Annotated in this window: 21 protein-coding genes; 19 read left to right on the forward strand and 2 right to left on the reverse strand. The window is 63.5% G+C overall.

Annotation, left to right across the window (positions count from 1 at the left end; all coding sequences use genetic code 11):
* From ACE1EY_RS03255 to ACE1EY_RS03320, 14 genes are all read left to right on the forward strand, one after another.
* The coding region (locus ACE1EY_RS03255; RefSeq protein ID WP_370299468.1) for a glycosyltransferase family 2 protein at positions 1-1,496 on the forward strand (1,496 nt) is incomplete at its 5' end.
* Positions 1,497-1,521: 25 nt separating this feature from the next.
* On the forward strand, positions 1,522-2,715 hold the full coding sequence (locus tag ACE1EY_RS03260; protein WP_291513469.1) for an HlyD family efflux transporter periplasmic adaptor subunit: 1,194 nt from the start codon (positions 1,522-1,524) through the stop codon (positions 2,713-2,715).
* Positions 2,708-4,120 carry a tetratricopeptide repeat protein gene (locus ACE1EY_RS03265; RefSeq protein WP_370299469.1) on the forward strand — a complete coding sequence of 471 codons (1,413 nt, stop codon included), beginning with the start codon at positions 2,708-2,710 and terminating at the stop codon, positions 4,118-4,120. The genes ACE1EY_RS03260 and ACE1EY_RS03265 overlap by 8 nt, the downstream gene beginning before the upstream one ends.
* On the forward strand, positions 4,117-5,505 hold the full coding sequence (locus ACE1EY_RS03270) for an alginate export family protein (protein ID WP_370299470.1): 1,389 nt from the start codon (positions 4,117-4,119) through the stop codon (positions 5,503-5,505). Before ACE1EY_RS03265 ends, ACE1EY_RS03270 begins: the two co-directional genes overlap by 4 nt.
* Positions 5,505-7,022, forward strand: coding sequence for a right-handed parallel beta-helix repeat-containing protein (locus ACE1EY_RS03275; RefSeq protein ID WP_370299471.1), 1,518 nt, complete (start codon positions 5,505-5,507; stop codon positions 7,020-7,022). Before ACE1EY_RS03270 ends, ACE1EY_RS03275 begins: the two co-directional genes overlap by 1 nt.
* Before the next feature lie 4 nt (positions 7,023-7,026).
* Complete coding sequence (locus tag ACE1EY_RS03280; protein WP_370299472.1) at positions 7,027-8,586, forward strand: NosD domain-containing protein; 1,560 nt, start codon at positions 7,027-7,029, stop codon at positions 8,584-8,586.
* A complete protein-coding gene (locus tag ACE1EY_RS03285; RefSeq protein WP_370299473.1) occupies positions 8,579-10,018 on the forward strand; it encodes an MBOAT family protein in 1,440 nt (479 codons plus the stop codon). The genes ACE1EY_RS03280 and ACE1EY_RS03285 overlap by 8 nt, the downstream gene beginning before the upstream one ends.
* 11 nt (positions 10,019-10,029) lie before the next feature.
* A complete protein-coding gene (locus ACE1EY_RS03290; protein WP_370299474.1) occupies positions 10,030-11,154 on the forward strand; it encodes an alginate O-acetyltransferase in 1,125 nt (374 codons plus the stop codon).
* Positions 11,151-11,798, forward strand: a complete 648-nt coding sequence (locus ACE1EY_RS03295) for an alginate O-acetyltransferase AlgF (protein WP_291513462.1) — start codon at positions 11,151-11,153, stop codon at positions 11,796-11,798. Before ACE1EY_RS03290 ends, ACE1EY_RS03295 begins: the two co-directional genes overlap by 4 nt.
* Positions 11,799-11,831: 33 nt before the next feature.
* A complete protein-coding gene (locus tag ACE1EY_RS03300) occupies positions 11,832-13,271 on the forward strand; it encodes an alginate biosynthesis protein AlgX (protein WP_291513461.1) in 1,440 nt (479 codons plus the stop codon).
* An 11-nt stretch (positions 13,272-13,282) separates the two neighbouring features.
* On the forward strand, positions 13,283-14,449 hold the full coding sequence (locus tag ACE1EY_RS03305; RefSeq protein WP_370299476.1) for a mannuronate-specific alginate lyase: 1,167 nt from the start codon (positions 13,283-13,285) through the stop codon (positions 14,447-14,449).
* A gap of 73 nt (positions 14,450-14,522) precedes the next feature.
* Positions 14,523-16,073: a mannose-1-phosphate guanylyltransferase/mannose-6-phosphate isomerase gene (locus ACE1EY_RS03310; protein ID WP_291513459.1), complete on the forward strand. Its 1,551-nt coding sequence runs from the start codon at positions 14,523-14,525 to the stop codon at positions 16,071-16,073.
* Positions 16,074-16,246: 173 nt separating this feature from the next.
* The gene (locus ACE1EY_RS03315) at positions 16,247-17,248 is read left to right on the forward strand and encodes a hypothetical protein (RefSeq protein WP_291513458.1); all 1,002 of its coding nucleotides are present in this window, start codon (positions 16,247-16,249) and stop codon (positions 17,246-17,248) included.
* Positions 17,249-17,252: 4 nt separating this feature from the next.
* On the forward strand, positions 17,253-18,350 hold the full coding sequence (locus ACE1EY_RS03320; protein WP_370299477.1) for a hypothetical protein: 1,098 nt from the start codon (positions 17,253-17,255) through the stop codon (positions 18,348-18,350).
* Here ACE1EY_RS03320 and ACE1EY_RS03325 read toward each other — a convergent pair.
* Positions 18,340-20,031: an EAL domain-containing protein gene (locus ACE1EY_RS03325; RefSeq protein WP_373928036.1), complete on the reverse strand. Its 1,692-nt coding sequence runs from the start codon at positions 20,029-20,031 to the stop codon at positions 18,340-18,342. The genes ACE1EY_RS03320 and ACE1EY_RS03325 overlap by 11 nt on opposite strands.
* Positions 20,032-20,247: 216 nt before the next feature.
* Here ACE1EY_RS03325 and ACE1EY_RS03330 point away from each other — a divergent pair, with 216 nt between their 5' ends.
* From ACE1EY_RS03330 to ACE1EY_RS03350, 5 genes are all read left to right on the forward strand, one after another.
* A complete protein-coding gene (locus ACE1EY_RS03330; RefSeq protein ID WP_370299479.1) occupies positions 20,248-21,051 on the forward strand; it encodes an HDOD domain-containing protein in 804 nt (267 codons plus the stop codon).
* A gap of 66 nt (positions 21,052-21,117) precedes the next feature.
* Positions 21,118-21,924 carry a hypothetical protein gene (locus ACE1EY_RS03335; protein ID WP_291515237.1) on the forward strand — a complete coding sequence of 269 codons (807 nt, stop codon included), beginning with the start codon at positions 21,118-21,120 and terminating at the stop codon, positions 21,922-21,924.
* Position 21,925: 1 nt separating this feature from the next.
* The gene (locus ACE1EY_RS03340) at positions 21,926-23,260 is read left to right on the forward strand and encodes a sugar ABC transporter substrate-binding protein (RefSeq protein ID WP_370299480.1); all 1,335 of its coding nucleotides are present in this window, start codon (positions 21,926-21,928) and stop codon (positions 23,258-23,260) included.
* A gap of 5 nt (positions 23,261-23,265) precedes the next feature.
* On the forward strand, positions 23,266-24,348 hold the full coding sequence (locus ACE1EY_RS03345) for an ABC transporter ATP-binding protein (protein ID WP_370299492.1): 1,083 nt from the start codon (positions 23,266-23,268) through the stop codon (positions 24,346-24,348).
* Complete coding sequence (locus tag ACE1EY_RS03350; protein ID WP_291515239.1) at positions 24,345-25,199, forward strand: carbohydrate ABC transporter permease; 855 nt, start codon at positions 24,345-24,347, stop codon at positions 25,197-25,199. Before ACE1EY_RS03345 ends, ACE1EY_RS03350 begins: the two co-directional genes overlap by 4 nt.
* A 6-nt stretch (positions 25,200-25,205) precedes the next feature.
* Here the strand turns inward: ACE1EY_RS03350 and ACE1EY_RS03355 are convergent, their stop codons facing one another.
* Entirely contained in the window at positions 25,206-26,768 is a 1,563-nt protein-coding gene (locus tag ACE1EY_RS03355) for an acyl-CoA carboxylase subunit beta (RefSeq protein WP_370299481.1), read from the reverse strand.

A 26,768-nucleotide genomic window follows, 5' to 3' on the forward strand; every position in this document is an offset into this window, starting at 1 on the left:
CGCCCCGCGTTCAGCTCCGGGGAAATCCGATGAGTTTCAAGGACATCCTGGGATGGTCCACGTACATCGCGGCGTTGATGCTGCTGGCGGGGGCACTTCCACAGACGCACTTCGATCCGGCCAGCTCCGAGTTCATTCTGATACTCGGTGCGGTGGGTTTGTGGCGCTATTCGCTAGGGATCTACCATTTTCTCAGGGCGATGTGGTTTACCCATATCGCCTATCCGCGGGCACGGCGTCGTATCCAGGCCATGGGCGATGCGGCCATGCCCAGTCATGTGTACCTGTTGGTCACGAGCTTTCGCATCGAGCCGAGAACAACCGCGCAGGTGTACATGGCGACATTCCGCGAGGCGGTGAACTGCGGTCTGCCGGCCACGGTGGTGGCATCGATCGTCGAGTACGGCGATGAATCGCTAATCCGCGACCTGCATCGCAAGGTTGACCCCGAGGGTGTCAGCGAACTGCGGATTGTGCGTATTCCCGGCACCGGCAAACGCGACGGTCTGGCTCATGGATTTCGGGCGATCTCGCGTTGTGCGCCACCACCGGATGCCGTGGCGGCGGTGATTGATGGCGACACCGTGATCGACCCCGGCATCGTTCGCAAGACGGCGCCCTACTTCAAGCTCTACCCGAATGTCGGCGCGCTGACGACCAACGAATTCTGCAGCGTTGAGGGCTCGAGGACGATGCAGGAATGGCACCGGCTGCGGTTCGCCCAGCGGCACATGTACATGTGCTCCATGGCGTTGTCGAAGCGGGTGCTGACGCTCACCGGACGCATGTCGATGTTCCGGGCCTCGATCATCACCTCGCCCGAATTCATCGAAGACGTGCAGGCCGACGCGCTGGACCACTGGCGGCTGGGCCGGTTCGCCTTCCTGACCGGTGACGACAAGTCCAGCTGGTACAGCCTGATTCGCCACGGCTACGACACCTATTACACGCCCGACGCGGCGATCCACACCGTGGAACATCCGCCGGACAAGTCGTTCTGGCGCGCCAGCCGCAAGCTGATGTTCCGTTGGTACGGCAACTCGCTACGGCAGAACTCGCGTGCAACCAAGCTCGGGCCACGGCGGCTCGGGTGGTTCACCTACTACATGTTGTGGGATCAGCGGATCTCGATGTGGACCAGCCTGTTCGGGCTCGGCGTCTCGATCATCGGGGCGATGTACTACGGCTGGGCGATCTTCCTCGGTTACATGCTGTGGATCGGGCTTACCCGGTTGGCCGTGACCATCGTGCTGCGGTTCACCGGGCATGGCGTCGGGCCGATGTTCCCGATTCTTCTCTACTACTCACAAATCGTTGGTTCGCTGGTGAAGATCTACGTCTTCAACCGGCTGGATCAACAGTCCTGGACTCGTCAGGACACCAAGCTCGTCCGCGAGCTCGGACATTTCCAGGTGGCCTTCAACCGCTGGTCTTCTCGCGTCATGACGACGTCGGCCGCCAGCATTTTCCTGGCCTTTGTCTTCTTTGTCGTCTAACGGCAGTGCACCAAGGAACACGACCATGACCTCGAAAATCTCTCCCGACGTCGTTCACGAATCCGAGACACAGCGCCAGTACGTTCGCGTGCGGCTGCCTGCCGTGCTGCGGATCAGGCTGGAGGACGGCAGCGTCCGCAAGCACACCGTTCGCGATCTGTCGGTCGGCGGAATCTCTTTCGCGCCGGATGGGCAGAACTATGCATCGGGCCAGCGCTTGAGCGGTTCGGTGTCCGTCAGCCTGGAAGGGATCGGCATCACCATCCCGGTCAAGCTGATCGCGCTGCGTGATGAAGACGGCTATTGCTGCGCCGAGTTCGATGACCTTGACCGCACGGCTGTCGTCTCGCTGCGCCAGCTGATCACCGCCTATGTCAGTGGTGAGGTTGTGGATGCAGGCGATGTGCTGCACACCATGAACCGCGACAACTTCACCAAGCCTCGCAACGCCAAGACTGCGCGGGGCGAACCGCGCAGCCAGTTCCGAGCCTGGCTGGGTACGGCGGCCAGCTTCGCCATTGGTGTCATCGCCTTAGGTTATGTGGCCTCGGAGCTATACGGGCTCGCCTTTGTGACCAGCTCATCGGTCGCCACGGTGGAGGGCGCGAGCTTTCCGGTGACCATGCCGCGCGAAGGCACCTTCCGCAGCCTCGTGGAAGAGGGCAGCCGGGTCGAAAAGGGCGCACCACTGGGCACTTTCGAAACGCCGATGCTGGAGATTGTGCGCAGCGAGGCCATGGCGGCCAACCTGAGCACGCAGCGTCTCAACGACCTGCTCGAAGACACGATCAAGGGCACGGTGACCAGCCCCTGCAACTGCCGTGTGCAGCGGATGATGGTTGGAAACGGCCAGTTTGTCGGCAAAGGCCAGGAAGTATTCCAGCTGGTCGACATGGAGCGCGAACCCCTGGTGATTGCCCGGTTCGGCTACAAGCGCCTGGGTGATCTGAAACCGGGCCGCGAAGTGCGAGTCGCCGTTGCCGGCACCGACGGTTCCATTCCCGGCGAAATCCTGCGCATCGCCCATGGCAGCAGCGAAACCGCCTCCGGGTCGATTCTGGAAGTGGTCGTGAAGCCGAAGCGGGCGTTGCCGGTCGACTTTATCAATCGTCCTGCCGAGGTCTCGATGATGACGCCGAGCTTCATGCCGCGTCTGGGTGATTTCTCCACGGATGCGATCCCGGCAGCGGTCGCGAGTGAGAGCGATCCCGATGCGTAAATGGGCCTCCACACTCCTGCTTTGTCTGCCGTTGGCGGCGCACGCTGCCGTGCTTCCGGACATCGGCCGGGGCGTGCAGGCTCTGGAAGCCGGCCGCCTGGACCAGGCCGAGAAAAATCTGCTGCCTCTGGCCCAGCGCGGTTTCGTCGATGCCCAGCAGTATCTGGCGCGCCTTTACAAACAGGTCGGAACAGAAGCGACCCGGGACGAGGCGATCCGCTGGTACGAGCAGTCGGTGTCCAAGTACCCGCTGGATGCCGATCCGCTGGGCCGTCTGCGCTTCGAGGCGACGCGTGATCCGCAGCATCTGCTCGGAGTCGAACAAATGCTGCTTCAGCAGCGCGAGTTCGGGAATCCGGATGCGCTGAAGCGTCTGGTGCGGCTTTACCGTGACTTTCCCGGCCTGGCCGACGACGACAAGATCGGCGATGTGCTGGGCGCTGCGCTGGCGACCGATGATCCTGACAACATCGCTGCCGTCATCGACTGGTATCGCAAGAACGACGGCGTTCGCGAGAACTTCGTCCAGTTGATCCAGCTTTGCGCGCGCCACTATCGCCGGGTCGATGACTGCCTGCCCGATCTGGCGCTCAACGCCCGGATGGGCCGTAACCCCGAACGGGTGACGGAGCTGGTCGATCAGGCGCTGGCCCGCTACCCCAGCGAGCGGGTGGATGCCGGCCTGCTGTACGACATGGCGTCACGCCTGCTGACGAACAACGTGCCGCAGCCGCCGATGCAGGCAGATGCGATCGAACTGCTCGAAGCCGCGAGCTCGCGCCATCTGCCCGCGCTGGCGCGCCTGGGCGAGATCCTCACCGACCGCCCTGACCTGATCGAGGACGCCAACCCGATCGAGATGCTGGAACAGGCACACGCTGCGGGGTCGGCCGATGCCGCGCTGACGCTGGGGCGCGCCTATATGAACGGCACTCTGGTCGAGATCGATCCGTCACGTGCCGAACAGTATCTATCCGAGGCTTCCGAAACCCTGCCGGCCGGCAAATTCTCGCTGGCACGGTTCTACATGCGCGGCTTTGCCGGCGACGACGAGTACGTGCGTGCGGCGCCGCTGCTGCTGGAGGCCGCCCGCGCCGGGTATCAGCGGGCTGACCTGGATCTGGCGCGCTTTTACGCCGAGAACCGAGTGGTCCAGGCCAATCCGGCCTATGCCTTCGCGTTTGCGCGGATCGCGCAGCGCAATGAGGTCAGCGGCGTGGCCGAGTTCCTGAATCAACTGCAGCCACGGCTGACCGACGACATGGTCGCCAAGGGTAATTCGGTGGCCGAGAAGGAATTTGAGGCGCGGCGCTATCGCAACGAACCGATGTTGGGTCTGGCCCTGAATCAGGAGTCCGGCGCGACCGCATCTGAATCCACATTGAAGGACGGAGAGACACAGTGAAAACAACAACATGGATGTTGTTGCTGGCTGCGACACTCAGCAGCACGCAAGCCTTTGCACAAATGGAAAACGAAACCGAGCTGAAGCTGCGTGCCGGTGGCTTCGCCGAAGGCGAGCGTGATCTGGGACTGGGTGGCGATGAGGAATCGTCCGAGTTCTTCGGCGAGATCCACGGTTCGTTGTTCACGCAGTACGCCCCAGGCTTTTCCACGAAGCTCCGGGTGCAGGCGTTCTATTCCACCGGCGAAGTATTCCTGAACACGGACGAAACCCCGCAGCCGTCGGATGAGTACATCGCCCTGCGCGAGGCCTGGATCGACATCGGCGCGATGACCTCGTTTCCGGGCGAAGTGTTGCGTCTGGGACGGCAGCGGATTCGTGACGATGACGCGCTTTGGTATGACGACGATGCCGTTGCCGCCCGATGGGCGTTCGACACGACCTTGCTGCAGGCCTCGCTGGGCGTGGCGCAGCAACTGGAAGGCTTTCGGACCGATGACGCCGGTGTCGACAAGGACCAGGAAGACCGCTTCTACGTCTTCGGTGATATCGGCACACAGTTCCGGCCGGGACATTTTGTCGAGCTGCGTCTGGCCAATGCCGGCGACGATGTCGATCTCGAAGAAGAGCAGATGCGGGACGAGCCCGAGCGGGATCGTGATCGCAGCCTGACCTGGGTCGGCCTCGCGGTGCATAGCGACTACTACAACGAGTCGGCGCTGGAGCAGGTGGCCTACTGGGCCGAGGTGATGGGCGTCATGGGTGACGAGGAATACGTCATCCAGCCGGACCCGGTGCTGGGCGGCCCCGTGACCTTTGACCAACGTGATGTGAACGGCGTCGCCGGTTCGTTCGCCATGCGGTTCCGGCCATCGCTGCAAACGCCGGCGCAGTTCGGGTTCATGTACTCGCTGGGTTCTGGCGGCGTGGACGGCAGCGGTGAATCGGAACGTTTCGAACAGACGGGGCTGCAGAGCAACCGCTCCCGGTTCACGGGCACTCGTAGCCAGATTCATCGATTCAGCGAGGCCGCGCAGTTCGAGCTGACGAATCTGCACGTGGGCACGGTGTTCCTGTCGTTCCCGGCCGAAGTGTTCGACATCAGCCTCGTCGCGCATCAGTTCCAGCGCGATGCCGAGGCCTTCAGCGTGGAATCTCGCGGCTTGCGGGTTGACCCCGAGCCGGGTGGTGACGATGACATTGGCCGCTCCTACGACATCGTCGTGGCGCGTTATTTCGAAGGCTTCGACCGGGTGATTCTGCGTGACTCCGGCCCCAGCGGCGTGCTGCGGCTGCGGGCTTCGCTGTTCGAGCCAGGCGACGCCTATGCATCGAACGCGGATTCCACATATCGCGCGATTCTGGAGATGAGTTGGAAACTGTGATGCCTTTAAGCCCCTCACGATTCCTGTTGCTCGCCACCCTGGTCCTGCTGCCGCTGGCCGGCGCGCAGGCGGCGGATTACGTCGTGCGTTCGGAAGATCCGAATGTGCTGTACGAGCCGAAACCGGAACTGCCGTCGCTCAAGCCGTTCACCCGAGCGGCGGTCATGGCGAAGATCGGTTCACGCCAGCCCGGCGAGGTGAGCAGCGCTCGCATGGTGCATCTGGATCCGATGAACGAATTCGTCGGTGGCGATGGGCGCCTTGCGGTCTGGGCGGCGCGGCAGCGGCGGAATCCGCATGCCATCGTGCTGCGCAAGGGCTATCTCACGCCAGCCGACATCGCAACGGTGCTGGGACCGGAGGCCATGGAGGAAACGGCGCCCGGCATTTTTGTGGCGCGGCTGCCGATCCTGGTGTCCCGCGACGCCACATTCCATGTCGACGACTCGGTCCAGCAGTTGCGGCTGTCGGAGGACGCGGGCTCGTTCCTGGTCAACGATGGCCGGCTGTTCGTCACGGACTCGGCCGTGATCGGCTGGCGCGAATCCACCAACACGCCGGCGACCTATCGGTACGAGAAGGGCTACCGGCCGTTCGTCCTGTCCTGGGGCGGCACCGAAACCTATGTCGTCAACAGCCGTTTCGAAAGCCTGGGCTACGACGAGAGCAAGTCCTATGGCTTCTCGATCTCCCAATACACGCCGGCGCAGGCCAAGATCTTCAAGCGGCCGCACCCGACCGGCTGGGTGATCGATTCGGAATTCGACGACATGTGGTTCGGCTTTTATTGCTACGAGGCCGACGATGTCGTGATCGCACGCAATACCTATCGCGAATCCATCATCTATGGCATCGACCCGCATGACCGCTCGAACCGGCTGATCATCGCCGAGAACCACGTGTCGGGCACGCGCAAGAAGCACGGCATCATCATCTCCCGTGAGGTGAATAACAGCTGGCTGTTCAACAACATCACGACCCGCAACAAGCTGTCCGGCATGGTGCTGGACCGCCAGAGCAGCCACAACGTCGTGGCCGACAACGAGTTCATCGACAACGGTTCCGACGGCCTGACGCTGTACGAAAGCCCCGACAACATCATCTGGGGCAACAAGGCAATTAGTAACGGTTCGCACGGCTTTCGCGTTCGCAACAGCGTCGGTGTGAAGCTGTACGACAACATTGCCATCAACAACGCCTACACCGGCATCAATGGCCACGCCAAGGTGCTGCCACCCGGCTCGCGTGATCTCGAACTCGATCCTTACCACGACGAGTTTTCCATGGTCATCGTCGGGGGGCGGCTGGTGCACAACGGTGGCGGCCCGATTGCGATAGAGCAGCCGCTGAGCATCGAGATGGCCGGCGTGGAGATGCTGGCGCCGACCAGCGAAACCGGGTTCGCCCTGGATGGCGTGCTGGGTGAACACCTGCACGAGGTTTTTGACGTGATGGTGCGGCAGAAAAAAGCCGTGGTCATCGAACTCGACAATGTAAAACGCAAGGTCGAGGGCTGATGCAATGACGCTGGGGACGCAGTCAATCCGGGCGCGTTGCGTGATGTGGGCGCTGGCAGCGGTCATGCCGCTGACCGCCAGCGCCGCCATCGCCAAGGATTTCAACGCGACGCATTTCGACAGCTACGTGGTGCGTGCCGTGAAGCCCGACGGCCTATCGATGGCCGAGCCGGCCCTGCCGGATATCACCGGCTTCACCAAGCAAGCCGCGCTGAACAAGATCGTGCGCCGCCATCCCGGCGAGATCACGCTCACGCGGATGGTCGATCTGATCGAGTTCGACGAGTTTGTCGGCAGTGATGGGCGGCTGGCGACCTGGGCCGAGCGTCAGCGGCAGAACCCGGTCGCGATCGTGCTGCAGGACGGTCTGTTCCGGCTTTCCGACGTGCTCGGCAAGGTGGAGCCCTATCACCTGGAGGCCACCGAGAGCGGTATTTACACCCTGCGTCTGCCGCTGCTGATCACGGCATCGGCCACGCTGCTCATCGATGGCTCGGTGCGGTCGCTGCGGCTGTCGCAACAGGCCGGGGCCTTTCTTGTGAACGACGGCCGTTTGTTCGTGGCCGACAGCGAGATCGTGGCCTGGGATGAGGCTGCCGGGAAGGCGGCAGGCTACCAGTCCAAAAAGAAGTTCCGACCCTTCATGATCTCCTGGGGTGGCTCGGAAACCTACCTGATCGACAGCCAGTTCAAGCACCTCGGTTACGGCGCCACCAAGTCGTACGGGATCAGCTTTTCGCAGTACAGCAAAAGCGTGGAACGGCATAAGACACGGTCTCGACCCACCGGCTGGATCGTCGGATCCACCTTCGATGGACTGCTCTATGGCTTCTACTGCTACGAGGCCGATGACGTGGCCATCGTCGGCAACGTCTACAAGGACAGCATCATCTATGGCATCGACCCGCATGACCGGTCGCTGCGGCTGATCATTGCCGAGAACACGGCGTTCGGCACCCGGGAGCGCCACGGCATCATCGTCTCGCGCGAGGTGAACGACAGCTGGATCTTCCGCAATGAGTCTTACGACAACCATGGCTCCGGGATCATGGTGGATCGCCAGAGCACCGGAAATATCGTTGCCTACAACAAGGTGCACGGCAACGGCTCGGACGGCATCACCATCTACGAATCGCCCGAGAATCTGCTCTATGCCAATCAGAGTATCGGCAACCAGGCGCATGGTTACCGGGTGCGCAACAGCGTGGGGGTCAAGCTCTACGAGAATCGGGCGATCGCCAACGCCTACACCGGCATCAACGGGCATGTCCGCACCCTGAACGACCCGACGCGCGACCTTGCCCTGGACCCCTACGACACCCGCATTTCCATGGTGGTTGTCGGTGGCCGGCTCATCCACAACGGTGGCGGGCCGATCTCCATCGACCAGCCGGTGAGCGTGGAACTGTACGACGTGGACATGTTCGCGCCGGCCAACGCCACCGGCGTGGAGATGTCGGGCGTGCTTGGCGAGCACCTGCCGGAGGTGCTGGACGTGATGATTCGCCAGCGTCAGGCCGTGGTGATCGAACCCGACAACATCCAGCGCCGGGTGGATGGCTGACATGGTCTTCTCGTCGAACATCTTCCTGTTTGTCTTCCTGCCGGCGTTTCTGGGGATCTACTTCCTGAGCCCGACACGCTGGCGCAACGCCTGGATCGTGCTGGGCAGCTATGCGTTCTACGCCTGGTGGCGGCTGGATTTTCTCGCCCTGTTCGTCGGTGTGACGCTGGTCAATTACGTCGTGGGGCGCCGCATCTTCGCGGCGCAGGCGGTCGAGGCGCATGCATCGGCCCGTCGCTGGATGGTGGCCGGTGTGGTCGCCGACCTGGCGGTGCTCGGCTATTTCAAATACGCGAACTTCGGTGTCGACAGTTTCAACCTGATGCTCACATCGGCTGGCGTGGCACCGTTTCACCTGGCCGACATCGTGTTGCCGATCGGCATTTCGTTCTACACCTTCCAGGCGGTGAGCTACGTCATCGACGTGTATCGACGAGACACGCCGCCCGCCGACAACCTCGTCGACTTCGCCGCCTTCATCGCGCTGTTCCCACAGCTGATCGCCGGGCCGGTGCTGCGCTACAAGGATCTGGCGCCGCAGTTCAAGCATCGGCCACTGTCGGCGGATCTGTTCGGGGAGGGTGTCGCCCGCTTCATGCAGGGCTTCATCAAGAAGGTGCTGATCGCCGACTCGGTCGCGCCTCTGGTCGATGCCGGCTTCGCGCTGGAAGACCCGACCATGGCCGATGCCTGGCTCACCACGCTGGCCTACACGGTGCAGCTCTACTTCGACTTTTCCGGCTACACGGACATGGCGATCGGCCTCGGGCTGATGATGGGCTTTCGCTTCATCGAGAACTTCCGTCAGCCTTACGTTTCGCAGTCGATCACCGAATTCTGGCGGCGCTGGCACATCAGCCTGTCCACCTGGCTCAAGGATTATCTGTACATCTCGCTAGGCGGCAACCGCCGCGGCAAGGTTCGCACCTACATCAACCTGTTGCTGACCATGGTCCTCGGTGGGCTCTGGCATGGCGCCAACTGGACCTTCGTGGTCTGGGGGGCCTGGCATGGTGCGATTCTGGCGGTCGAGCGGATGCTGGGTGTCAATGGCAGCCCCAAGGGTTTCAACCCTGCACGCTGGGCGGTGACCTTCCTGTTCGTGATGTTGGGCTGGGTGGCGTTCCGCGCCGAGACGCTGGGCGATGCCGGGCGGCTCTACGCCGTGATGTTCGGCGCTGGCGATCTGGCGCTGTCGCCGGCCTACGCGGCCGCCATCTCCCAGTTCAATCTGGCCCTGTTGGGCCTCGGGGTGGCGGTGCTGCTGCTTGGCGGGCTGCGTGATCGCCTCGCGGCCGCCGGTGCGGCGCATCCGGGGGGGCATCCGCTGGTGCTGCGCTGGGCCGGTGCATTGGCCCTGCCGGTCTTCGTTGCCGCCGTGTTGAAGCTGTCTGCCGACAGCTACTCACCATTCCTGTACTTCCAGTTTTAGGAGGCTGCCCCATGCGATCACCCAATGCCTGGATTGCCGTTGTCTTCGTCGTGCCGTTCACCCTGCTGGTCGGTGCCTGGTCGGTGGTGTCCGCCGCCTCCTTCCAGCTCCCCGAGCAGGTGGGCTGGACCGATGGCGATGCGGCCGAGACTTTCGAGGGCCATTTCGATGAGGCGTTTCCGTTGCGGCAGGTCGGCCAGAACCTGTGGGCCGCGGCGCGCTACGAGCTGCTGGGCGAAGGGCGTGACGGGCTGATCGTCGGCAAGGACGGCTGGTTCTTCACCGAACAGGAGTTCCGCCCGTATCCGAATGAAGAGGCGAATCTTCAACAGCACCTGCAGTGGATCGTCGCCGTCCACCGGTATCTGGCCGACCGCGGCATCGATCTCGCCATTGCGTTGCTGCCCGCCAAGGCGCGCGTTTACGAGGAATATCGTGGCGAGCATGCGCCCTCCGAAGCGCATGCCGATCTATACGCCCATGCGCGCTGGCAGCTACGCAGTTCGGGCGTGCTGGTGCCGGACCTGCTGGGCTCCATGCAGCAGTGCAAATCCGCAACCCAGGTGTATCTGAAAACCGACACGCACTGGACGCCCGACGGTGCCGAGTGTGTGGCGACCGCGTTGGCCGACGATCGACGCGCCCAGTTGGCGATCGCCGATGCCGAGGCCACCGAGTTTGAAACCTACCTGAAGGATACGGTCGAGCATCGCGGCGACCTGATGAACTATCTGCCGCTGGCACCGGTGTTCGAATCGCTGCTGCCCGAGGCCGAACGTGTCGCACAGATCGAGACCGTCGCCAAGACATCGGGCTCGGCCAGCGCCTTGTTTGGAGGCTCCGACACCGTTCCGGTCGCGCTCGTGGGCACCAGCTACAGCGCCGACCCGCTCTGGCATTTCACGGGCGCATTGCAGCAGGCGCTGGCGCGTGACGTCGTCAATTACGCCGAGGAAGGACATGGCCCGTTCAAGCCCATGGCGCGGTTTCTCGCCGGCGACGTGCTCAAGACGGTCGAGCCTCGACTGGTCGTCTGGGAGATCCCCGAACGCTATCTGGTGCAGCCGGACGACAGCACCGAAATGCCCCCGCTACGCACCACTCAAGCACAACGCTACACGGAGATCCGAGTATGAACGTCACGACACTCCACGCCTCGCGCTTGCGCCCGGTTCTGTGGCTGCTCGGCCTCGCCGCGCTCGCCTCGATCAGCCCGCGGCTACAGGCCGGGGACGATGCCCTGTACGGCCCAGAGGCCCCGCCGGGGTCGGCCTTTGTGCGCATTTTCAATGCGACGCCGGCATCGATCACCGGTGGCAGCATCGGCGGTGAGCCGGTGGAAACCCTGGATCAATATGAGGCCAGCAGCTACACGTTTCTGCCGGCCGGCGAGCACAGCATTTCGACGGGGGCGGAGTCGGTCACCGAATCGCTGGAAGCGGGTCGTTACTACACCGCGACCCTGGATAGCGGAGGACTGTCGCTGCACGCACTGGAGACGCCCGAAGACGATCTCAAGGCGCTGGTGGTGTTCTACAACCTGACCGGTAACGACGCCTTGCAGCTCAAGACGGCTGACGGGTCGGCGACCATCGCCGAGGCATCCGGAGGCGACTTCGCCACCCGCGAAGTTAACCCGCTGCGCGTTTCGATGGCGGTGTATGCAGGCGACCAGATGCTGGCCGACACCGACCCCGTCAACCTCGCCCGGGGACGGGCCTTCAGTCTGTTCGTCACGCCCGGTCGCGGCCAGCCGCGGTTGACCTGGGTCATCGATTAACACTCACGGCACATAAGAAAAAGGGATGCAGGCATGCTGAACAACCAATCGACCACCCAAGGGTGCTGGCCGCGCGGGCTGCTCGCCGCGGCGACGACCGCCCTCCTGGCAGCAGCAATGGGCGCAAGCGCTCAACAGGCGCCTGCGTTTCCTGAACTGCCCACTTATGAATTGCAGCCCTGCTGCGACCTCTGCCCGGCCGCCGCCAATCCGGCGACTTATACCGGGTACCTGGACGGTTTCCGGATGATGGTGCAGGGCAAGAATGGCTGGTTGTTCCGGACCGAGGACGACCTCAAGGACCGCTACGCGTTATTGCCGTCGACATATCAGTCGGTCGCGATGCTGCAGCAGCGACTGGAAGCCCGTGGCGTGACCCTGGTCATGCTGCCGCTGCCGCCGCGTGGGTTGATGGCCTGGCAGAATCTGCCCGAGCAGCTGCGCCAGGGAGTCTCTCGGGACATGGCGCGTGTCGGTTACCAGGTGTTGCTGGAAGACCTGCGCAGCGCGGGTGTGGTGGTGCCGGAACTGGGTCAGTTGCTGTACGGCAACCAAGACCAGCCGTTCTACTTCAAGCGCGATCATCACTGGACACCATCAGGTGCCAAGCGCACGGCTGCGGTGACGGCCGAGACGCTGCGCGGCCTAGACGCCTACAAGAACATTCCAGGAAAGACGTTCACGACCCGCCAGCAGGGCGTTCTGCGTAAGTCCGGCACCTATGCCGAAGCTGTTGAGCGGATGTGTGGATTCGGCTACCCCGAGCAGGTGATTCCGCGATTCACCACGTCCACCGAGGGCAGCGGGTCAGACCTGTTCGGTGATGCCGAGAAGCCGGAGATCGTGCTGGCCGGTACCAGCAATAGTGATCCGGCCTACAACTTCGCCGGCTTTCTTGCCGAGGCGCTGAACGTGGATGTGCTCAACATGTCCGTGACCGGCGGGGGCATCGACGCCGCGTTGCTGCAGTACTTCATGAGCGAAGACTTCCGCGATTCACCGCCCAAGATCCTGATCTGGGAAATGCCTGTCTACAGCAATTTCGACGAGGCCGATCTGTTCCGCCAGATTCTGCCGTCCGTGGATGACGGCTGCACGGACGACGACCCCGTGATGCAGGTGCAGACGCCGCTCAAGCCGGATTCACTCACCGAAACGCTGTTCAACGGTAACGGCAAGGTCGAGTCCATTCGTGGAGGGCAGCACCTGCTGGACGTGAAGCTGAACCGGCCCGACATCGACAAGCTGCATTTCTCGGTTTGGTACACCAACGGCAAGAACGACAATTTCACCATCGAGCGCTCGCGCCACATCGACACACAAGGTCGGTTCGTCATCACCCTGCGAGAGGGCGAGGACTTCACCGACGCCGTGTTCATGGGCCTGGATCTGGGCCCCGATCCCGACGCCGGTGAGCCGCCGCTGCCCGAGGGCACGGAGGCCACGGTGACGCTTTGCGAGCGCCGCGCCTAAACGAGGACACCATGACGTTTTCCCCCCTGATTTATCGCCGACCCGCCATCACCGCGACATGCGCTGGACTGTTGCTGGCGGCCGGCTGCGCCACCAACCCGGGCCAGCCCGACCAGGCGGTCTACAGCCCTTCGCCTGCACCAAACCCGGCGACGGCCACGTCGCGGCTCAAAGCGCCGACCGGGTTTTACGCTGCGGCCCGCACCGAGGATGATTTTGACGGCTGCCCGCAGACCAGCGCGCCGCACACCGGTCCGCTGAACTTCCCGAGCAAGTACGAGGGTTCCGACTCCGCCCGGGACGATCTCAACGAGAATGCTGCGCAGCGCTATCGGACGCAGGTCGAACCCATTCGCGACCTGGAACGCGGGATCAATACGCTGGTCGAGGACTACCTCGAAACGGCCGATCCGGCCGCGGTGGATTGTGCGCTGGACTGGATGCTGGAATGGGCCCGAGCGGACGCGATGACCGGGCCGGTGACGACCCACACCGGAAAGTCGATGCGTAAATGGTCACTGGGTAGCATCGCATCGTCCTATCTACGGCTGAAACTGTCGGCCAGCGAACCGTTGTTGCCGTATCAGGATCAGGCTGCCGAAGTTGAGGATTGGCTCGGTGAGCTGGCGTACCTGGTCATCGGTGACTGGAGCAATGTCCCCCAGCGCAAGTTCAACAACCATGAGTACTGGGCCGCCTGGGCGGTGATGAGCGTTGCCGTGGTCGTGGACGACCGGCAGCTGTTCGACTGGGCTGTTTCGCAGTACGACCGGGCCGCCAATCAGGTGACCGACGACGGTTATCTCAACAATGAGTTGCGTCGTGAGACGCGAGCCTTGTTCTACCACAACTATGCGTTGCCACCGCTGGCGATGATGGCGGCGTTTGGCCACGCCAATGGCTTGGATCTGGAGCAGCGCGGCGACCATGCACTGACGCGCCTGGCCGAACGCGTGATGTCTGGCCTGGATCAACCGGAGGCGTTCCGGAACAAGGCCGGTGCCGAGCAGAAGCTCGACGATTTCAAGCCGTCGAAGTTCAGCTGGCTGGAGCCGTATTGCTCGATCGAACCCTGTCGTGGTGAATTCGCCCGCCGGCTTTCCGAATACCGCCCGCTCGACAACTACCGGGTTGGCGGCAACGTGACCGATTTGTTCAACCCGCGTGAATCTTCCTAATCCCCGTCGCGTAGGTGTCCGGGCCATGCCTGGGGGCGCTGCGCACTCAACCGACCGTTGGAGGTCTGAAATCATGGACGACTACCAAACCGAAACAACGAGTGCACGGACACCGGGTCGCGTCATCGTCCCGGTGATTCTGGCCGGTGGCTCCGGTACCCGCCTGTGGCCGCTGTCGCGCAAGCAGAAACCCAAGCAGTTTTTGGAGCTGACCAGCCAGCATTCGCTGTTTCAGGAAACCCTGTTGCGCAGCGCCGGCTTGAGCCGGGTGGCGGCACCGATGATTGTCGGTAGCGAGCCGCATCGATTCCTGATCAGCGAACAGTTGGAGGCGATCGGCATCGAGCCGGATTGCATTGTTCTCGAGCCCGAAGGCCGCGACACCGCGCCGGCCGTGGCCATCGCCGCGCAGCAGGTCGCCAACCGGCACGGGCCGGATGCCATCGCACTGGTGATGCCGGCTGATCATGCAGTGAACGACGTGGATGCGTTCCGCGCCGCTGTTGAGTCGGCCATGGATGTCGGTGAGACCGGCGAGATTGTCACCTTCGGAATCAAGCCGACACGGCCGGAAACCGGCTACGGCTACGTGCGGTGTCTGCCGACCAATGGCCGGGCGGCTCGCACCGTGGATGCCTTTGTTGAAAAACCCGATGTCGAGATTGCCGAGACCTATGTCGCGGATGACGCCACTTACTGGAACTCCGGCATGTTCCTGTTTCGCGCCGATCGCATGCTCGACGACCTGGAAACGCTGGAGCCCGATCTCATGCAGAACGCGCGCCGGGCCTTGATCAACGCCGAGGTCGACGGTGCCTTCCTGCGTCTGGATGCGCTGGCCTTCAAGGCCTGCCGTTCGGTATCCATCGACTATGCGGTCATGGAGCGAACCGACCGGATCGCACTAATGCCTCTGGATGCGGGCTGGGACGACGTCGGCGCCTGGACGTACCTGGACCGGTTGCCGGCCGATGACGACCAGGGCAATCGCACGCGCGGTGACGTGCAGGTGCTGAACGCGCACGACAATATCGTGCATTCGACCAAGCGCCTGGTCGCCTTGTCTGGCGTGAGCGATTTGATCGTGGTCGAGACGGCCGACGCCGTGCTGATCGCCCACAAGCATGACGCGCAATCGGTTAAGCAACTGGTCAAGCAGCTGGAACAGCTGGAGCGGCCCGAGGTGGAGCATCGCCAGCGGGTCTACCGCCCTTGGGGCTTTTACGAGAGCGTGGCCTACGGGGCACGCTTCCAGACCAAGCGGATCTGCGTGAAGCCCGGTGCCAAGCTCAGCTTGCAGATGCACCATCACCGCGCCGAGCACTGGATCATCGTGCAGGGTACGGCCATCGTGACCCGAAATACGGAGTCCTTCATGCTCTCGGAGAACGAGTCCACCTACATCCCGATCGGTTCCACGCATCGCCTGGAGAACCCCGGCAATATTCCGCTGGAGTTGATCGAGGTGCAGTCGGGTACGTATCTCGGTGAAGACGATATCGTGCGCTTCGACGATGTCTACGGCCGCGCCGGCGGCGAGACACCGCCCACCGCGGAACCTGCCCAGGAGCCCGTCGAGGTCGAAGCCGCCGCTCAGCAACCGGTGGCCGTAGCGCCGGCTTAACCGGAGAGCCGTATCGAGCCGAAGTGCCTCCGGCGGCGCGGCAATGCGTCGCCGGAGCGTCCGGGCACCGCCGCATGCGCCCGACAACCGGTCGGTCGGAACGCTGCACAGCGTTTTCAAGGTGATATTCTTGTGAAATCACTGGGGAAAACCTGACCACAGGTCGGTGCATCATGTTGAATCAAACGACGATCCGTTCGGTATTGCTGTTCTGTCTGGGCCTGGGGCTTTGTCAGCCGGCCTCGGCACAAGTGCTTCCGGACATCCCGTACGAAACGATTGACCAGGGCATCCGCACGGTGGCGCTCCAGTCGGCAGACTTGATAGAAACAGCCGGATATTCGGAATCGGCCCACGCGATACGTCAAGCCTGTAAGGACACCAGCTCGAGTTCTGTCAACTGTGCGATTTATTTGGCGGCCTACGGTGGCACGATTCTGATCCTGCGCGAGCACGAGATCGTCGGCACCTTTTACCGAACGATCGGTCAGGACGATATCGCTCGCGACTATGCGAATTGCGAAGAGGAGCCCGGTCTTATCGGCGACTCCACTGACCTTGGCAGCATGCATTGTTCGGAGCAGCTGGCGACCGACCCGCTATGGGCAGGTTCCCGCGCGGCGGTGTTGAACCTCGCGGATATCGCCGAGGCTGCCGGCTACAGCTCGGCCGCCCGGGACATGCGGGAAGACTGCCAGTATCCGGGCCCTGTGGGCGCTTGTGCGCTTGCGCCACAGCATCTGATTCTCGGCATCGCTACCGGGTCTGCCGCGGGAGAGAGCACGGGCGACACGACCCCGGTCTGCCAATCGACCGGTCTGATCACGCACTGCCCCACGCTGCGCCCGATTGACGTCACCAGTCTTGCAGACCTTGGTTTCGGTGGGCTGGACCAAACCGGCGATGGCATGTTTTCCGTGGCGGATCTCTCGCTGCTCTCCGGTAGTCGTCTGTCCCTGGACGGGCTGCTCGGCGGATTGCTCGCCGGTTCGGCGCAGCCGGAAGAGGGCCGAGCGGTCTGGCTGGCCCTGGAAGCCATCACGCTGGGACCGGCGGTTGCATCAGGAACCCCGCTTGCCGACGACTACTACGGCTTTTTACAAGCCCTCGCGGCAATGTCCGCACAGCCAGCAGCCCTCCGCACCTCGCGCCGCGCCGCTCGCCTGACCCCGTAGCGAAGTGAAGGACTCCGACGCGACGGCCGGCGTGGTCGCGTCGTATCTGCCGCTGGTTGTCGACCTGGATCATTCCCTGATCCGCACGGATGTTTTCGACGAAACGCTGATCGATGGTCTACGGCGTCAGCCGCTACAGACGCTGGCCTGCCTAAACGCGCTTCGGCGTGGTCGCGCCGCGCTGAAATCGGCTTTGGCCGATGCCACAACGCTCGACGTGGGCCGGCTGCCACTGAATCGCGACGTCCTCGGTTTGATCGATGACGCCCGGCGGATGCAGCGGTCGGTGTTTCTCGTGTCATCGGCTGATCAGCGGCTGGTGGATGGTATCGCCGATCGCCTCGGCGGTCTCGCTGGTTGGCAGGGTTCGTCGGAGTCGCTCAACCTCAAGGGTGCGCGCAAGGCACGGTGGCTGGTGCAACGCTTTGGTGACGGCGGCTTTGAGTATGTCGGTGATTCACATTCGGATCTCCAGGTCTGGCGTCATGCCGGCGGCTTGACCACTGTCGGGCTGGGGCCGTGGATGCGGCGGGCCGCCAACGTGCTCGGCCGCAACCAATCGGTGTTGGTGCTGCATCTCTCGGCCCCTGCTGGCGGGCGTGCACGGCTTCGTCCCTGGGCACGGCTGCTGCGGCCACGCCAATGGCTTGCCGCCGAGGGCGCGCTGTTCCTGACGCTGTGCATCTGCCTGCAGGCCGTCGATGCAGTGGTCGCAGCGCTACCGTTGATCGTCGGCTACTGGTTGCTGGGCAACAGCGGTCGTATGGGGGGCGGCGTTTTCGGGGCGCAAGTTCATCGTGGTCGTCCCGCAGCAGCGTCGATCGGCGACACCAACACCAGTACCAACCCCTACGCCGACGGTCGGCTGCGGCTGCGCACGGGTGCGCTGCTGTTTCCGTTCGTCGCGGTCTTGGGCCTGGTCTTCGTGAGCCGGGCTGGTGATTGGGCTTTGGGTTCGCTGGCGGTCCTGCACGCCGGGTTGTGTGCGGTGTCGACCTACGCAGGCCCATCTCACCCCAGGCATCGCTGGCTGCTGGCCGCAGCACGGCTTGCGACTTCGATCCTCACGGGGGTGCTTTTGGCCGTCCAGTTCAGGGCGTGACCGGAGCACATGCGGTGAGCAGTTGACCTTGACTGACCCCATGGCCTTGCACGTAGTCGATGCCGAGATCGAACAATGCCTTGACCAGGATTTTGTTGTGCGCGTGCTCGGCGATCAGAGGGAGTTTCAGCGCTCGTCCCAACTGAATGATGGATTGGAGAATGGCTCTGTCCTGGTTGTCCTCCAGAAAATTTCTGACCAATGAGCCATCGACCTTCAGGTAGTCCAGTGGTAGCTGTTTTAGCCGCGAGAACGAGCAATAACCTGAACCGAAATCGTCCAGCGCGACCTGGCAGCCCAGCTGCCTGATCTGGTGGAGCGCCGCCGAGGCTTCGACCGGGTTCTTCATGGCGAAGGTTTCGGTGATCTCCACGGTGATGTAGCGGGCGTCGTCCAGGTTGGTCAGAAGAACGGCTAGCCAGTCTTGCAGGCAGGCTTCATTGGCCAAGGTATAACCGGACAGATTGATGTGCATCCGCTTCATATCGAGACCATCTAGGCGTTGAGTCCCCATCCACTGCATTAGGCGGGCGAGGTTTCGCACATCCAGCTGCCCGATCAGGCCAAAGCGCTCGGCGGTCGGGAGAAACTGGCGGGGAAGCCGAGGTTTTTCGTCGCCGTTACAGACGCGTGTCAGCACCTCGTAGCCGAGGTATTCGCCCGACGGTTGGAGTATCGGTTCTGCGAACAGACACAGGCGGTCCTCATTGAGAATGCCGAGCACGTCCGAGATCCGGCAGGTCTCGTCAGGCGATTGCGGAGCATGTGGCAACGTCGCCGGTACCGATCGATTCCTGCCGCCCCGCTTGGCGTCTTCGACTGCAGTGGTGAGCGCGGCGAGGACCTCCTCGGTCGAGTGCATCACCCCAGGGCCGACCCAAGTCGCCCCAACGCTGGCGGTTAGGTGCGTCGTGAAACGCGCCGCTGTCAGGTCCAGCCTGCGCAAGGCCTGAACGATGCTGTCCGCTTCGCGCTGAGTGGCGTCCAAGTTCTCGGCAGCTAGGACCAAGACGAACTCGTCGGCGCACAGCCGCCCCGTCGCAAGGACATGTTCGCGATGTTGCAATAGCCGCCCGATGCGTCGCAGAACGCCGTCCGCCGCGTCTCGTCCCACCACATTGTTCACGATGCCGAAGCGATCCAGGTTGACCAGCAGTACGCCAAACCCACCTGTGCCGGTTTCGTGCACCTCTAGGCTCATCGCATCAATGGTTCCGCGAATGCTAACGCCGTTCTGAACGCCTGTGATCCTGTCGTGCTCGGAGCGATAACGGACGCGGCGGAGCAACTCGTCATGCTCGGTTGCATCGTGGAAGCACGCCATGGCTCCGACGAGTTGACCGTTTGCTTCGGTTAGGGGTTTTGCCCGCCCGCGTATCAGCCGGCCAGGTTGGCCCGAGTCCGGTCTGATGAGCATTTCATAGGCAGGTGTTTCGATGCCTTTCAGCGCTTTGGCCAATGGGAATTCATCAGGCTGGTAAAGCGTCCGACCGTCGAGATGATAAACCCCGAAAATTTCAGCCCAGTGATCAGGCGATGTAATGACTGGGCCATGTCCAAGCAGCTTTTCAGCATTGGCATTCTGGTAGATCACATGGCCGGTCGGGTTGATCAGCACCACACCGTCATTGATGTTGTCGAGCAGCAGGCTGACCGTCTCCAGCAGCATGTCTCGGGACATGGTTTCACGTAGGGCTTGCATCGTCGTTGGCATCGCGACGCGTGTTTTCATTGGATCAATGAATTGAGACATGCTCCCCTACCGTTCTTGGTCTTTTTTCCCACACTACTCCTGTTGTCGATCTTTTCCATCGTAAATTCTGTGATCTGAAAGACCTCAAGATTCAGCCGTTGGCGTCGATACCTGGGCCAAGTTCTGAACAAGGCCAGCCCGACAGTGCTAGACACCATTACCCAGGAATCCGTGATTCGGCTGGCGACCCAGCAGACCCTGCCCGCGCCGCCACAGGTGGTGATGCGGTTGTTGCAGGTGTTGCGCGGCGATGAGTTTTCGCTGGCCGATGTTGTGGCTGTGGTGGAGTCCGATGTCTCGTCGGCTGCGGCGGTGATGGCAGCGGCCAATTCCGTGGCCAACCGTGGCGTATCGCCGGCCCGTTCGGTCCGTGACGCGGTGATGCGGCTGGGCATGAGCGCAACCCGCGATCGGGTGATGCATCAGGCGATGCAGTCGGCCTTTCAGCCCCGACATCCTGCATTGACCGGCTTGTTGGGTAAGGAGTGGGCGCTGGCTGCTGCAGTGGCGACGATGCTCCGGCGGGTCGCAGACCCGGAGTTCGGCTTCGACGATCCGGATGCCGCCTTTACCATCGGCCTTTTTCACAATATCGGCATGGTGCCACTGCTTAGCGCCGCTCCGGCGCTGATCGACATCGGCTCTGCATCGGGCTACTACAGCGCCGCGCGGCATCACGCCAGTGCGCTGGGAGGCGCACTGGCGCGTCGCTGGCATCTCGGCGATGCCGTGTACAAGACTGCGCTGCATTGTCTGCGTCCCGCGGCCGAGCCTTGGGGACCCTGGATACTCGTGGGGATTGCCCGGCAGCTCTGCGCCGAGCAGCTGGGGCATCAGGTGGCTTGCGATGCCGAGTCATTGGAACGCTCCATCGTCTTGGCGCAGCGCGCGTTGGATCGAACAGATGTGATCGGCTGGCTGCAAGCACAGGGGGCCTATGCCGCCTGAATGCGGGCGCTGCGTGGCGGCGGACTTCCAGGGATAATCCACGCTCTGACTCGGATGGAGCCACGCGTGCGATTCGTGTTGTCTTGTTTGCGCGCCTGTGGGCTGACGCTGGCCGCGGGGGCGTTCGGCCTGCCCATGGTCCTGTTGCTGGCTGCGTCAACGCATGCGCCGGGCTCGGTGCCCGTGCCGGGTGACATCTGGCCGGACTCGCCCGGTATCGCTGCGTATTTCACTGCGTTCGAACAGGTGCCGATGGCGCGCGCCCTGCTGAACTCGGTTGTCTTGTTGCTGTTGTTTGTGCCGACGGCGTTGCTGACCGGCAGCCTCGGCGGGTTTGGTATTCGCCTGATGTCGCCACGTTGGCAGTTGATCGCAATCGCCTTGCTGGTGGCGGCCGCCTCGGTGCCCTATGCCGCGATCTGGTTGCCCCGTTTCATGTTGTTTCAGTGGCTGGGCCTGGGAGGAAGCTGGATTCCGCTGTGGGCGCCTGCGCTGATGGGTGGGCATCCCCTGCTGGTCCTGCTGTTCTACGTTTCGGCTCGCGGCATTTTGTCCTCGCAGATCGATGCAGCCCGGCTGGAGTCGGCGGGCTGGTTGCGAATCTGGTGGCGTGTCGCCCTGCCACAGATGCAGCCGGCGTTGCTCGCGGCGGCGTTGCTGGCGACTGCCTGGTGCTGGTCCAGTTTCACCGAGCCGCTGCTCTACCTGCACAGCGAACGTTCACAGACGGCGCCGCTCATGCTTTATGCACTGGAACTACTTGGGGCGAGCAACTGGTCCGTGCTGATGGCGGCTGCCATGGTGCTGGCCGCACCGGTGGTGCTGATCTTGCTGGTGGTCCCGCGGATACTGAATCGATCGGTAGGAGGGTGATTTGAGCGCTGCACGATGGGTGGGCTGTTGGGCGGCCGTGTCGCTGACTGTTGCTGCCTGCGGCCGTGATGCGGGCGGTGACCATACGGCGTTGCGCTTGCAGGCCGTGGCCGACCCGGTCGAGGCCAAGGCATACCGCGGCCTGATCGCGGCATTCGAGGCGCAGCGTCCAGATGTGCAGGTGGAATTCATCCCGGTGGGGCGTCACCCCGAGCATGTGACCCGCCTGACCACGGCATTCGCTGCCGGTAACGCCCCCGACCTGTTCCTGATCAACTTCCGCCGCTGGGGGCAGTTCATCGCCAGCGACGTGCTGGAGCCGGTCGGCCCACTGCTGGACGAGGCCGGGTTGCTCGACCGCGATGCGTTCTACGCGCCGCCGCTGGACGGCTTCAGCGTCGATGGCCGACTGATCTGCATGCCGCAGAACGTGTCGTCCCTGGTGGTTTACTGGAACCGCGCGTTGTTCAAGCAGTACGGGGTCGAGCCACCGGCGGCGGATTGGAGCTGGCGCGAATTTCATGATGCTGCAAGGGCGCTGACCCGCGATAACGATGGTGATCGGCGAGCGGATCTTTATGGTCTCGATGTCGATGCCTCGATCATTCGTCTCGCGCCCTTCGTGTGGCAGGCGGGCGGTCAACTCGTCGACGATGTGCAACAGCCGACTCGATTTGCCCTGCGCACGCAGCGGGCCGTGACGGGGCTGATGTTCCTCAAGCGATTGAAGAACGAAGTGCGGGTGATTCCGCCTCTGATCGAGCGGCGCGCCGAGAGCCCGGACGCACGGTTCATTCGCGGCGGGGCAGCGATGACGCTCAACAGCCGGCGCTTCTCGGCGACCCTGCGCGCCGTCAAGGGCCTGGATTGGGATGTGGCTCCGCTGCCGCAGAACCAGCAGGCTGCTTCGGTGCTGCATGCCGATGCCTATTGCCTCGGGCGCCAAAGCCGTCACAAGGCGGCGGCGCGGGACTTCATTGCCTTCGCCACGGGGGAGCAAGGTCAGGCGCTGCTGTCAGCGTCCGGGCGAATCGTGCCGGTGCGCAAGTCCGTGGCCGAAAGCGAGGCATTCCTGGACCCGAATCAGCCCCCGGCATCCGCCCGGGTTTTTCTCGACACCATTCCGACGTTGCGCCGGACGCCGAACATCCCGGTTTGGTACGAAATCGAAACGCGGATTAACCCGATTATCGAGGAGTGGATGTTCGAGTCGGTCGCGCAGATGGCCGGCGAGCAGAACTTCGGGTTGAGGGACGGTTATTTCCTGGTCAGCCGCATCGAGGCCGCGGCGGGTGACTTGCTGCGACCGCCGGCTGCAGTGGACGACGGCTCGTGAGCCAGATGGCGTCGGCGGTGGCCGGCCTGGACATTGCTGACCTGTCGGTCCAACTGGGCGGGCAAACGGTTTTGCACAACATCGAATTGCGCGCGCAACACGGCGAGTTTGTCGTGCTGGCAGGACCTTCGGGTAGCGGGAAATCCACGCTGCTGCGGGCGATTGCCGGTTTGCTGCCCTGCGCCGCCGGGCGCATCGCAGCCGGAGGGCTCGCTTTGGATGGCTTGCCGCCGGGCAAGCGCGATATCGCCATGGTGTTCCAGGATCATGCGCTGATGCCGCATCTGACGGTTGCCGGAAACCTGATGTTCGGGCTGCGCGCTCGCGGCACTGCACGCCGGGTCGCCCAGGCGCGGGCCGCCGATGTGGCCGAGCGGCTGGGGCTCGGCGGACTGCTGCACAGACCGGCCTCCCAGTTGTCGGGCGGTGAGCGTCAACGCGTAGCGCTGGGCCGGGCGATGTTGCGTGATGCACGGTTGGTATTGATGGACGAACCCTTGTCGAGCCTGGATGCGCCGCTGCGCGCACGCATGCGGCGCGAGATTCTGGAGTTGCACCGCCGCCAGGGCTGGACCACGGTTTATGTCACCCATGATCAGGCTGAAGCGCTGTCCATGGCCGATCGGCTCGGCGTGCTGATCGACGGCGTGTTGCAGCAGGTGGACGCTCCGCTGGCGCTTTATCAGCAGCCCGCCAATACGGCCGTCGCGGCCTTTCTGGGTCAACCGGCCATGCAGTTGTTCAATGCCGAGGCGAGTTCAGCTGGTGTCTGGCTGCTCGGGCGTGACCGGGCAGCGACGCTGGGCGCCGAATCCGCCCGTCTTGTGGCCGGCATTCGCGCCGAAGCGGTCGAGGTGGACGGCTCGCTCTGGTCACCGCTGCAGAGCGGTAGCTGGCCCGTTCCGGCAAGGATCAGCCGGGTGGAACACCTCGGCGATGTGCAGTGGCTGCATTGCGATGTGGGCGACGAGTCGTTGATCGCCCGTGTCGAACCGGAGAGGCGATACACGGCGGGAGCACCGATTGCATTGGCGCTCTCACCTGATCGTGTGTGCTGGTTCGACGCGCGGACCGGACTGCGCCTGTGAGTCGTGGTGGCGGACTTGCGGCGATCGCGCTGGCCGCGACCGTCGGACTGGTGATGCTGCCCCTGGTCGCAACGCTGGTGCTCGCGGGATTTCGCTATGACGCGCTGAATTCGCCAGTCTGGATTGGGTTCGATCACCTGCGCCGGCTACTCGCTGATCCGCTATTCCTGACCGCTCTCGAAAACTCTCTCTGGCTGATTGTGGTCGCCGTACCGGTCCGGCTGTTGCTGGCTCTGGTGCTGGGCTTGCTACTGACTGATCGCGGCCGCGTGGCGCGTGCGGCATTCGTGCCGGTTTTCACGCCGGTGGTGCTGCCGGAACTCGTCTGGGCCATGGCCTGGCTGTGGATTCTGAACCCCTTCTTCGGCCCGGCCGCATGGCTGCTCAACACCTTGGAGGTCGGTGGCGCGCAATGGCTGCTGACATCGACGGGCGCACGCTCGGCGATTGTCGTCGTGTTGGGGTTTCTGATTGGTGAGCAGGTGCTGGTGATCATGGCGACGCGGCGCCACATTCCGCCGCAACGCTATGAGCTTTGCGCGGTCGAGGGAGCCGGTGGGTGGTACAGCTTTTCTCGCGTGACGCTGCCGGCATTGTGGCCGGTGTTGCTGATGCTGGCGGCGCGTGATGTCGTGCTCGTGCTGCAGCTGGCGTTCGTGCCGTCACTGATCGTGACCAAAACCGGGCCGCAGTTCGCGACACTTTATCTGCCGCATTACATCTACCAGAACGCGTTCGAGTATTTGCGGTTCGGTTATGCGGCGGCGATGAGCGCCGTGCTCGTGCTGGCGGTTATGGTCGTGCTGGCCGCGCAGTTCTGGTTGCTGCGACGCTGGATCCGGATGGGCTGATCAGCATCAGGCCATGCGCGGCCAGTTCGCCAGCCGTCGCTTGCTGCGCCCCGCCTCACCGTCGCTGCCGCCGGCTCTTGCCAGCGCACGGGCGAGTTCCGAGCGGGTCATCCGGGGGTCAATCACGCGATCGATCAGGTTTTGTTCCGCCGCCGGCCACGGTGCATTGGCGCGGGCCATGTCGTCGATCATCTGCCGGCGCATCGCATGGCCCTGTTCTTCGGGGAGGGCGGATAGTCGCCGGCCATGGGCCACGTTCACCGCGACTGCCGGCGCCATGAAGGAGATATCTGCGCCCGGCCAGGCCAGCACCACGTCGCTGCCCATGTTGCCGCCGGACATATTGCAATGCGCCATGCCGTAGGACTTGCGGACAATCAGGCTAATGCGCGGTACCGAGGACTGATGCAGCGCCTCGATGAAGTTCATGATCTTCAGCGGCATCTGGCGTTCTTCCGCCCGCTTGCCGACAAAGAACCCCGGCGTGTCGTGCAGAAAGAGCAAGGGAATATGGAAGGAGTCGCAGAGACAGATGAAACTGGTCGCCTTTTCGCAGGCACCCGGTCCCATGGCGCCAGCGGTGACCTTCGGATTGTTCGCGAGGATGCCCACAACCTGTCCATCCAGCCGGGCGAGCGCGGTGATCAGGCTGCCGTCGTAGCTGGGTTTGAGCTCCAGCAGCGAGCCGGTATCGACGATCAGTTCCAGCAGCCGGTGCATGTCGTAGGGCTGGCGCGGGTCCGACGGAACCGTCTCCAGCAAGGCCGGAACCGGTTGATCGGTCGGGTGGGTGGCGGGTAACCGGGGTGGCAAGGCAGCGGCGCTGGATGGGAAATACGACAGGCAATGGCGTGCCAGTTGCAGCGCATGGGCATCGTCATTGGCGAACAGATCGACCAGCCCGGTGGTGTGGGCGTGCAGGGCCGGGCCGCCGAGGGCCTCTGCCGTGGCCTGTTCACCCGTGGCGATTTCAAGAATGGACGGCCCGCCGACGCACATGGCGGTGCCCTTGGCCTGGATCACGATGTCGGAGACCGAGGCGGTCCAGGTTGGTCCGCCGAAGCATTCGCCGAGAATCAGCGTGAGCAGGGGCACGCGCCGGTCGCGTGGCGCGTGGTCGATACGGTAGACCATGCTCATCATGCCGTCCGAACCCATGATGTCGGGAACGCGCGCGCCGCCTGCGTCGCCGAGGTGGACCAGCGGCAAACCCTTGCGGCAGGCATAGTCCATCAGCGCCATTTGCTTGCTCACACCCACACGCCCGCCGGCGCCCGCGAGCACGGTGACATCATCTGCGCTGACCGCCACCGGTCGGCCGGCGATCGCACCGTAGCCACAGATCTTGCCATCGGCAGGGGTTCGGTCGCGCGCCTCTGGCATGTCGCTGCGTGCCAGCAGGCCGAGTTCGTCGAAACTGTCGGCATCGACCAGGGCGGCGATGCGTTCGCGGGCGGTGAGCCGCCCCTTGGCATGCTGGCGGGCGATGCGCTGCTCGCCGCCCATGGCCAGGGCCGCCTGGGTCCGCGTCGCCAGTGCGTGCAGCCCGTAAGGATCGTCGCCGGTCAT

This window comes from Abyssibacter sp. (assembly GCF_964229365.1).
Taxonomy (GTDB): domain Bacteria; phylum Pseudomonadota; class Gammaproteobacteria; order Nevskiales; family OUC007; genus Abyssibacter.

Excerpts from the sequence above, each read along its gene's own strand:
- ACE1EY_RS03260 (WP_291513469.1), top strand. The coding sequence starts at position 1,522 with ATGACCTCGAAAATCTCTCCCGACGTCGTTCACGAATCCGAGACACAG.
- ACE1EY_RS03265 (WP_370299469.1), top strand. The coding sequence starts at position 2,708 with ATGCGTAAATGGGCCTCCACACTCCTGCTTTGTCTGCCGTTGGCGGCG.
- ACE1EY_RS03275 (WP_370299471.1), top strand. The coding sequence starts at position 5,505 with ATGCCTTTAAGCCCCTCACGATTCCTGTTGCTCGCCACCCTGGTCCTG.
- ACE1EY_RS03280 (WP_370299472.1), top strand. The coding sequence starts at position 7,027 with ATGACGCTGGGGACGCAGTCAATCCGGGCGCGTTGCGTGATGTGGGCG.
- ACE1EY_RS03285 (WP_370299473.1), top strand. The coding sequence starts at position 8,579 with ATGGCTGACATGGTCTTCTCGTCGAACATCTTCCTGTTTGTCTTCCTG.
- ACE1EY_RS03290 (WP_370299474.1), top strand. The coding sequence starts at position 10,030 with ATGCGATCACCCAATGCCTGGATTGCCGTTGTCTTCGTCGTGCCGTTC.
- ACE1EY_RS03295 (WP_291513462.1), top strand. The coding sequence starts at position 11,151 with ATGAACGTCACGACACTCCACGCCTCGCGCTTGCGCCCGGTTCTGTGG.
- ACE1EY_RS03300 (WP_291513461.1), top strand. The coding sequence starts at position 11,832 with ATGCTGAACAACCAATCGACCACCCAAGGGTGCTGGCCGCGCGGGCTG.
- ACE1EY_RS03305 (WP_370299476.1), top strand. The coding sequence starts at position 13,283 with ATGACGTTTTCCCCCCTGATTTATCGCCGACCCGCCATCACCGCGACA.
- ACE1EY_RS03310 (WP_291513459.1), top strand. The coding sequence starts at position 14,523 with ATGGACGACTACCAAACCGAAACAACGAGTGCACGGACACCGGGTCGC.
- ACE1EY_RS03315 (WP_291513458.1), top strand. The coding sequence starts at position 16,247 with ATGTTGAATCAAACGACGATCCGTTCGGTATTGCTGTTCTGTCTGGGC.
- ACE1EY_RS03325 (WP_373928036.1), bottom strand. The coding sequence starts at position 20,031 with ATGTCCCGAGACATGCTGCTGGAGACGGTCAGCCTGCTGCTCGACAAC.
- ACE1EY_RS03345 (WP_370299492.1), top strand. The coding sequence starts at position 23,266 with ATGGCGTCGGCGGTGGCCGGCCTGGACATTGCTGACCTGTCGGTCCAA.
- ACE1EY_RS03355 (WP_370299481.1), bottom strand. The coding sequence starts at position 26,768 with ATGACCGGCGACGATCCTTACGGGCTGCACGCACTGGCGACGCGGACC.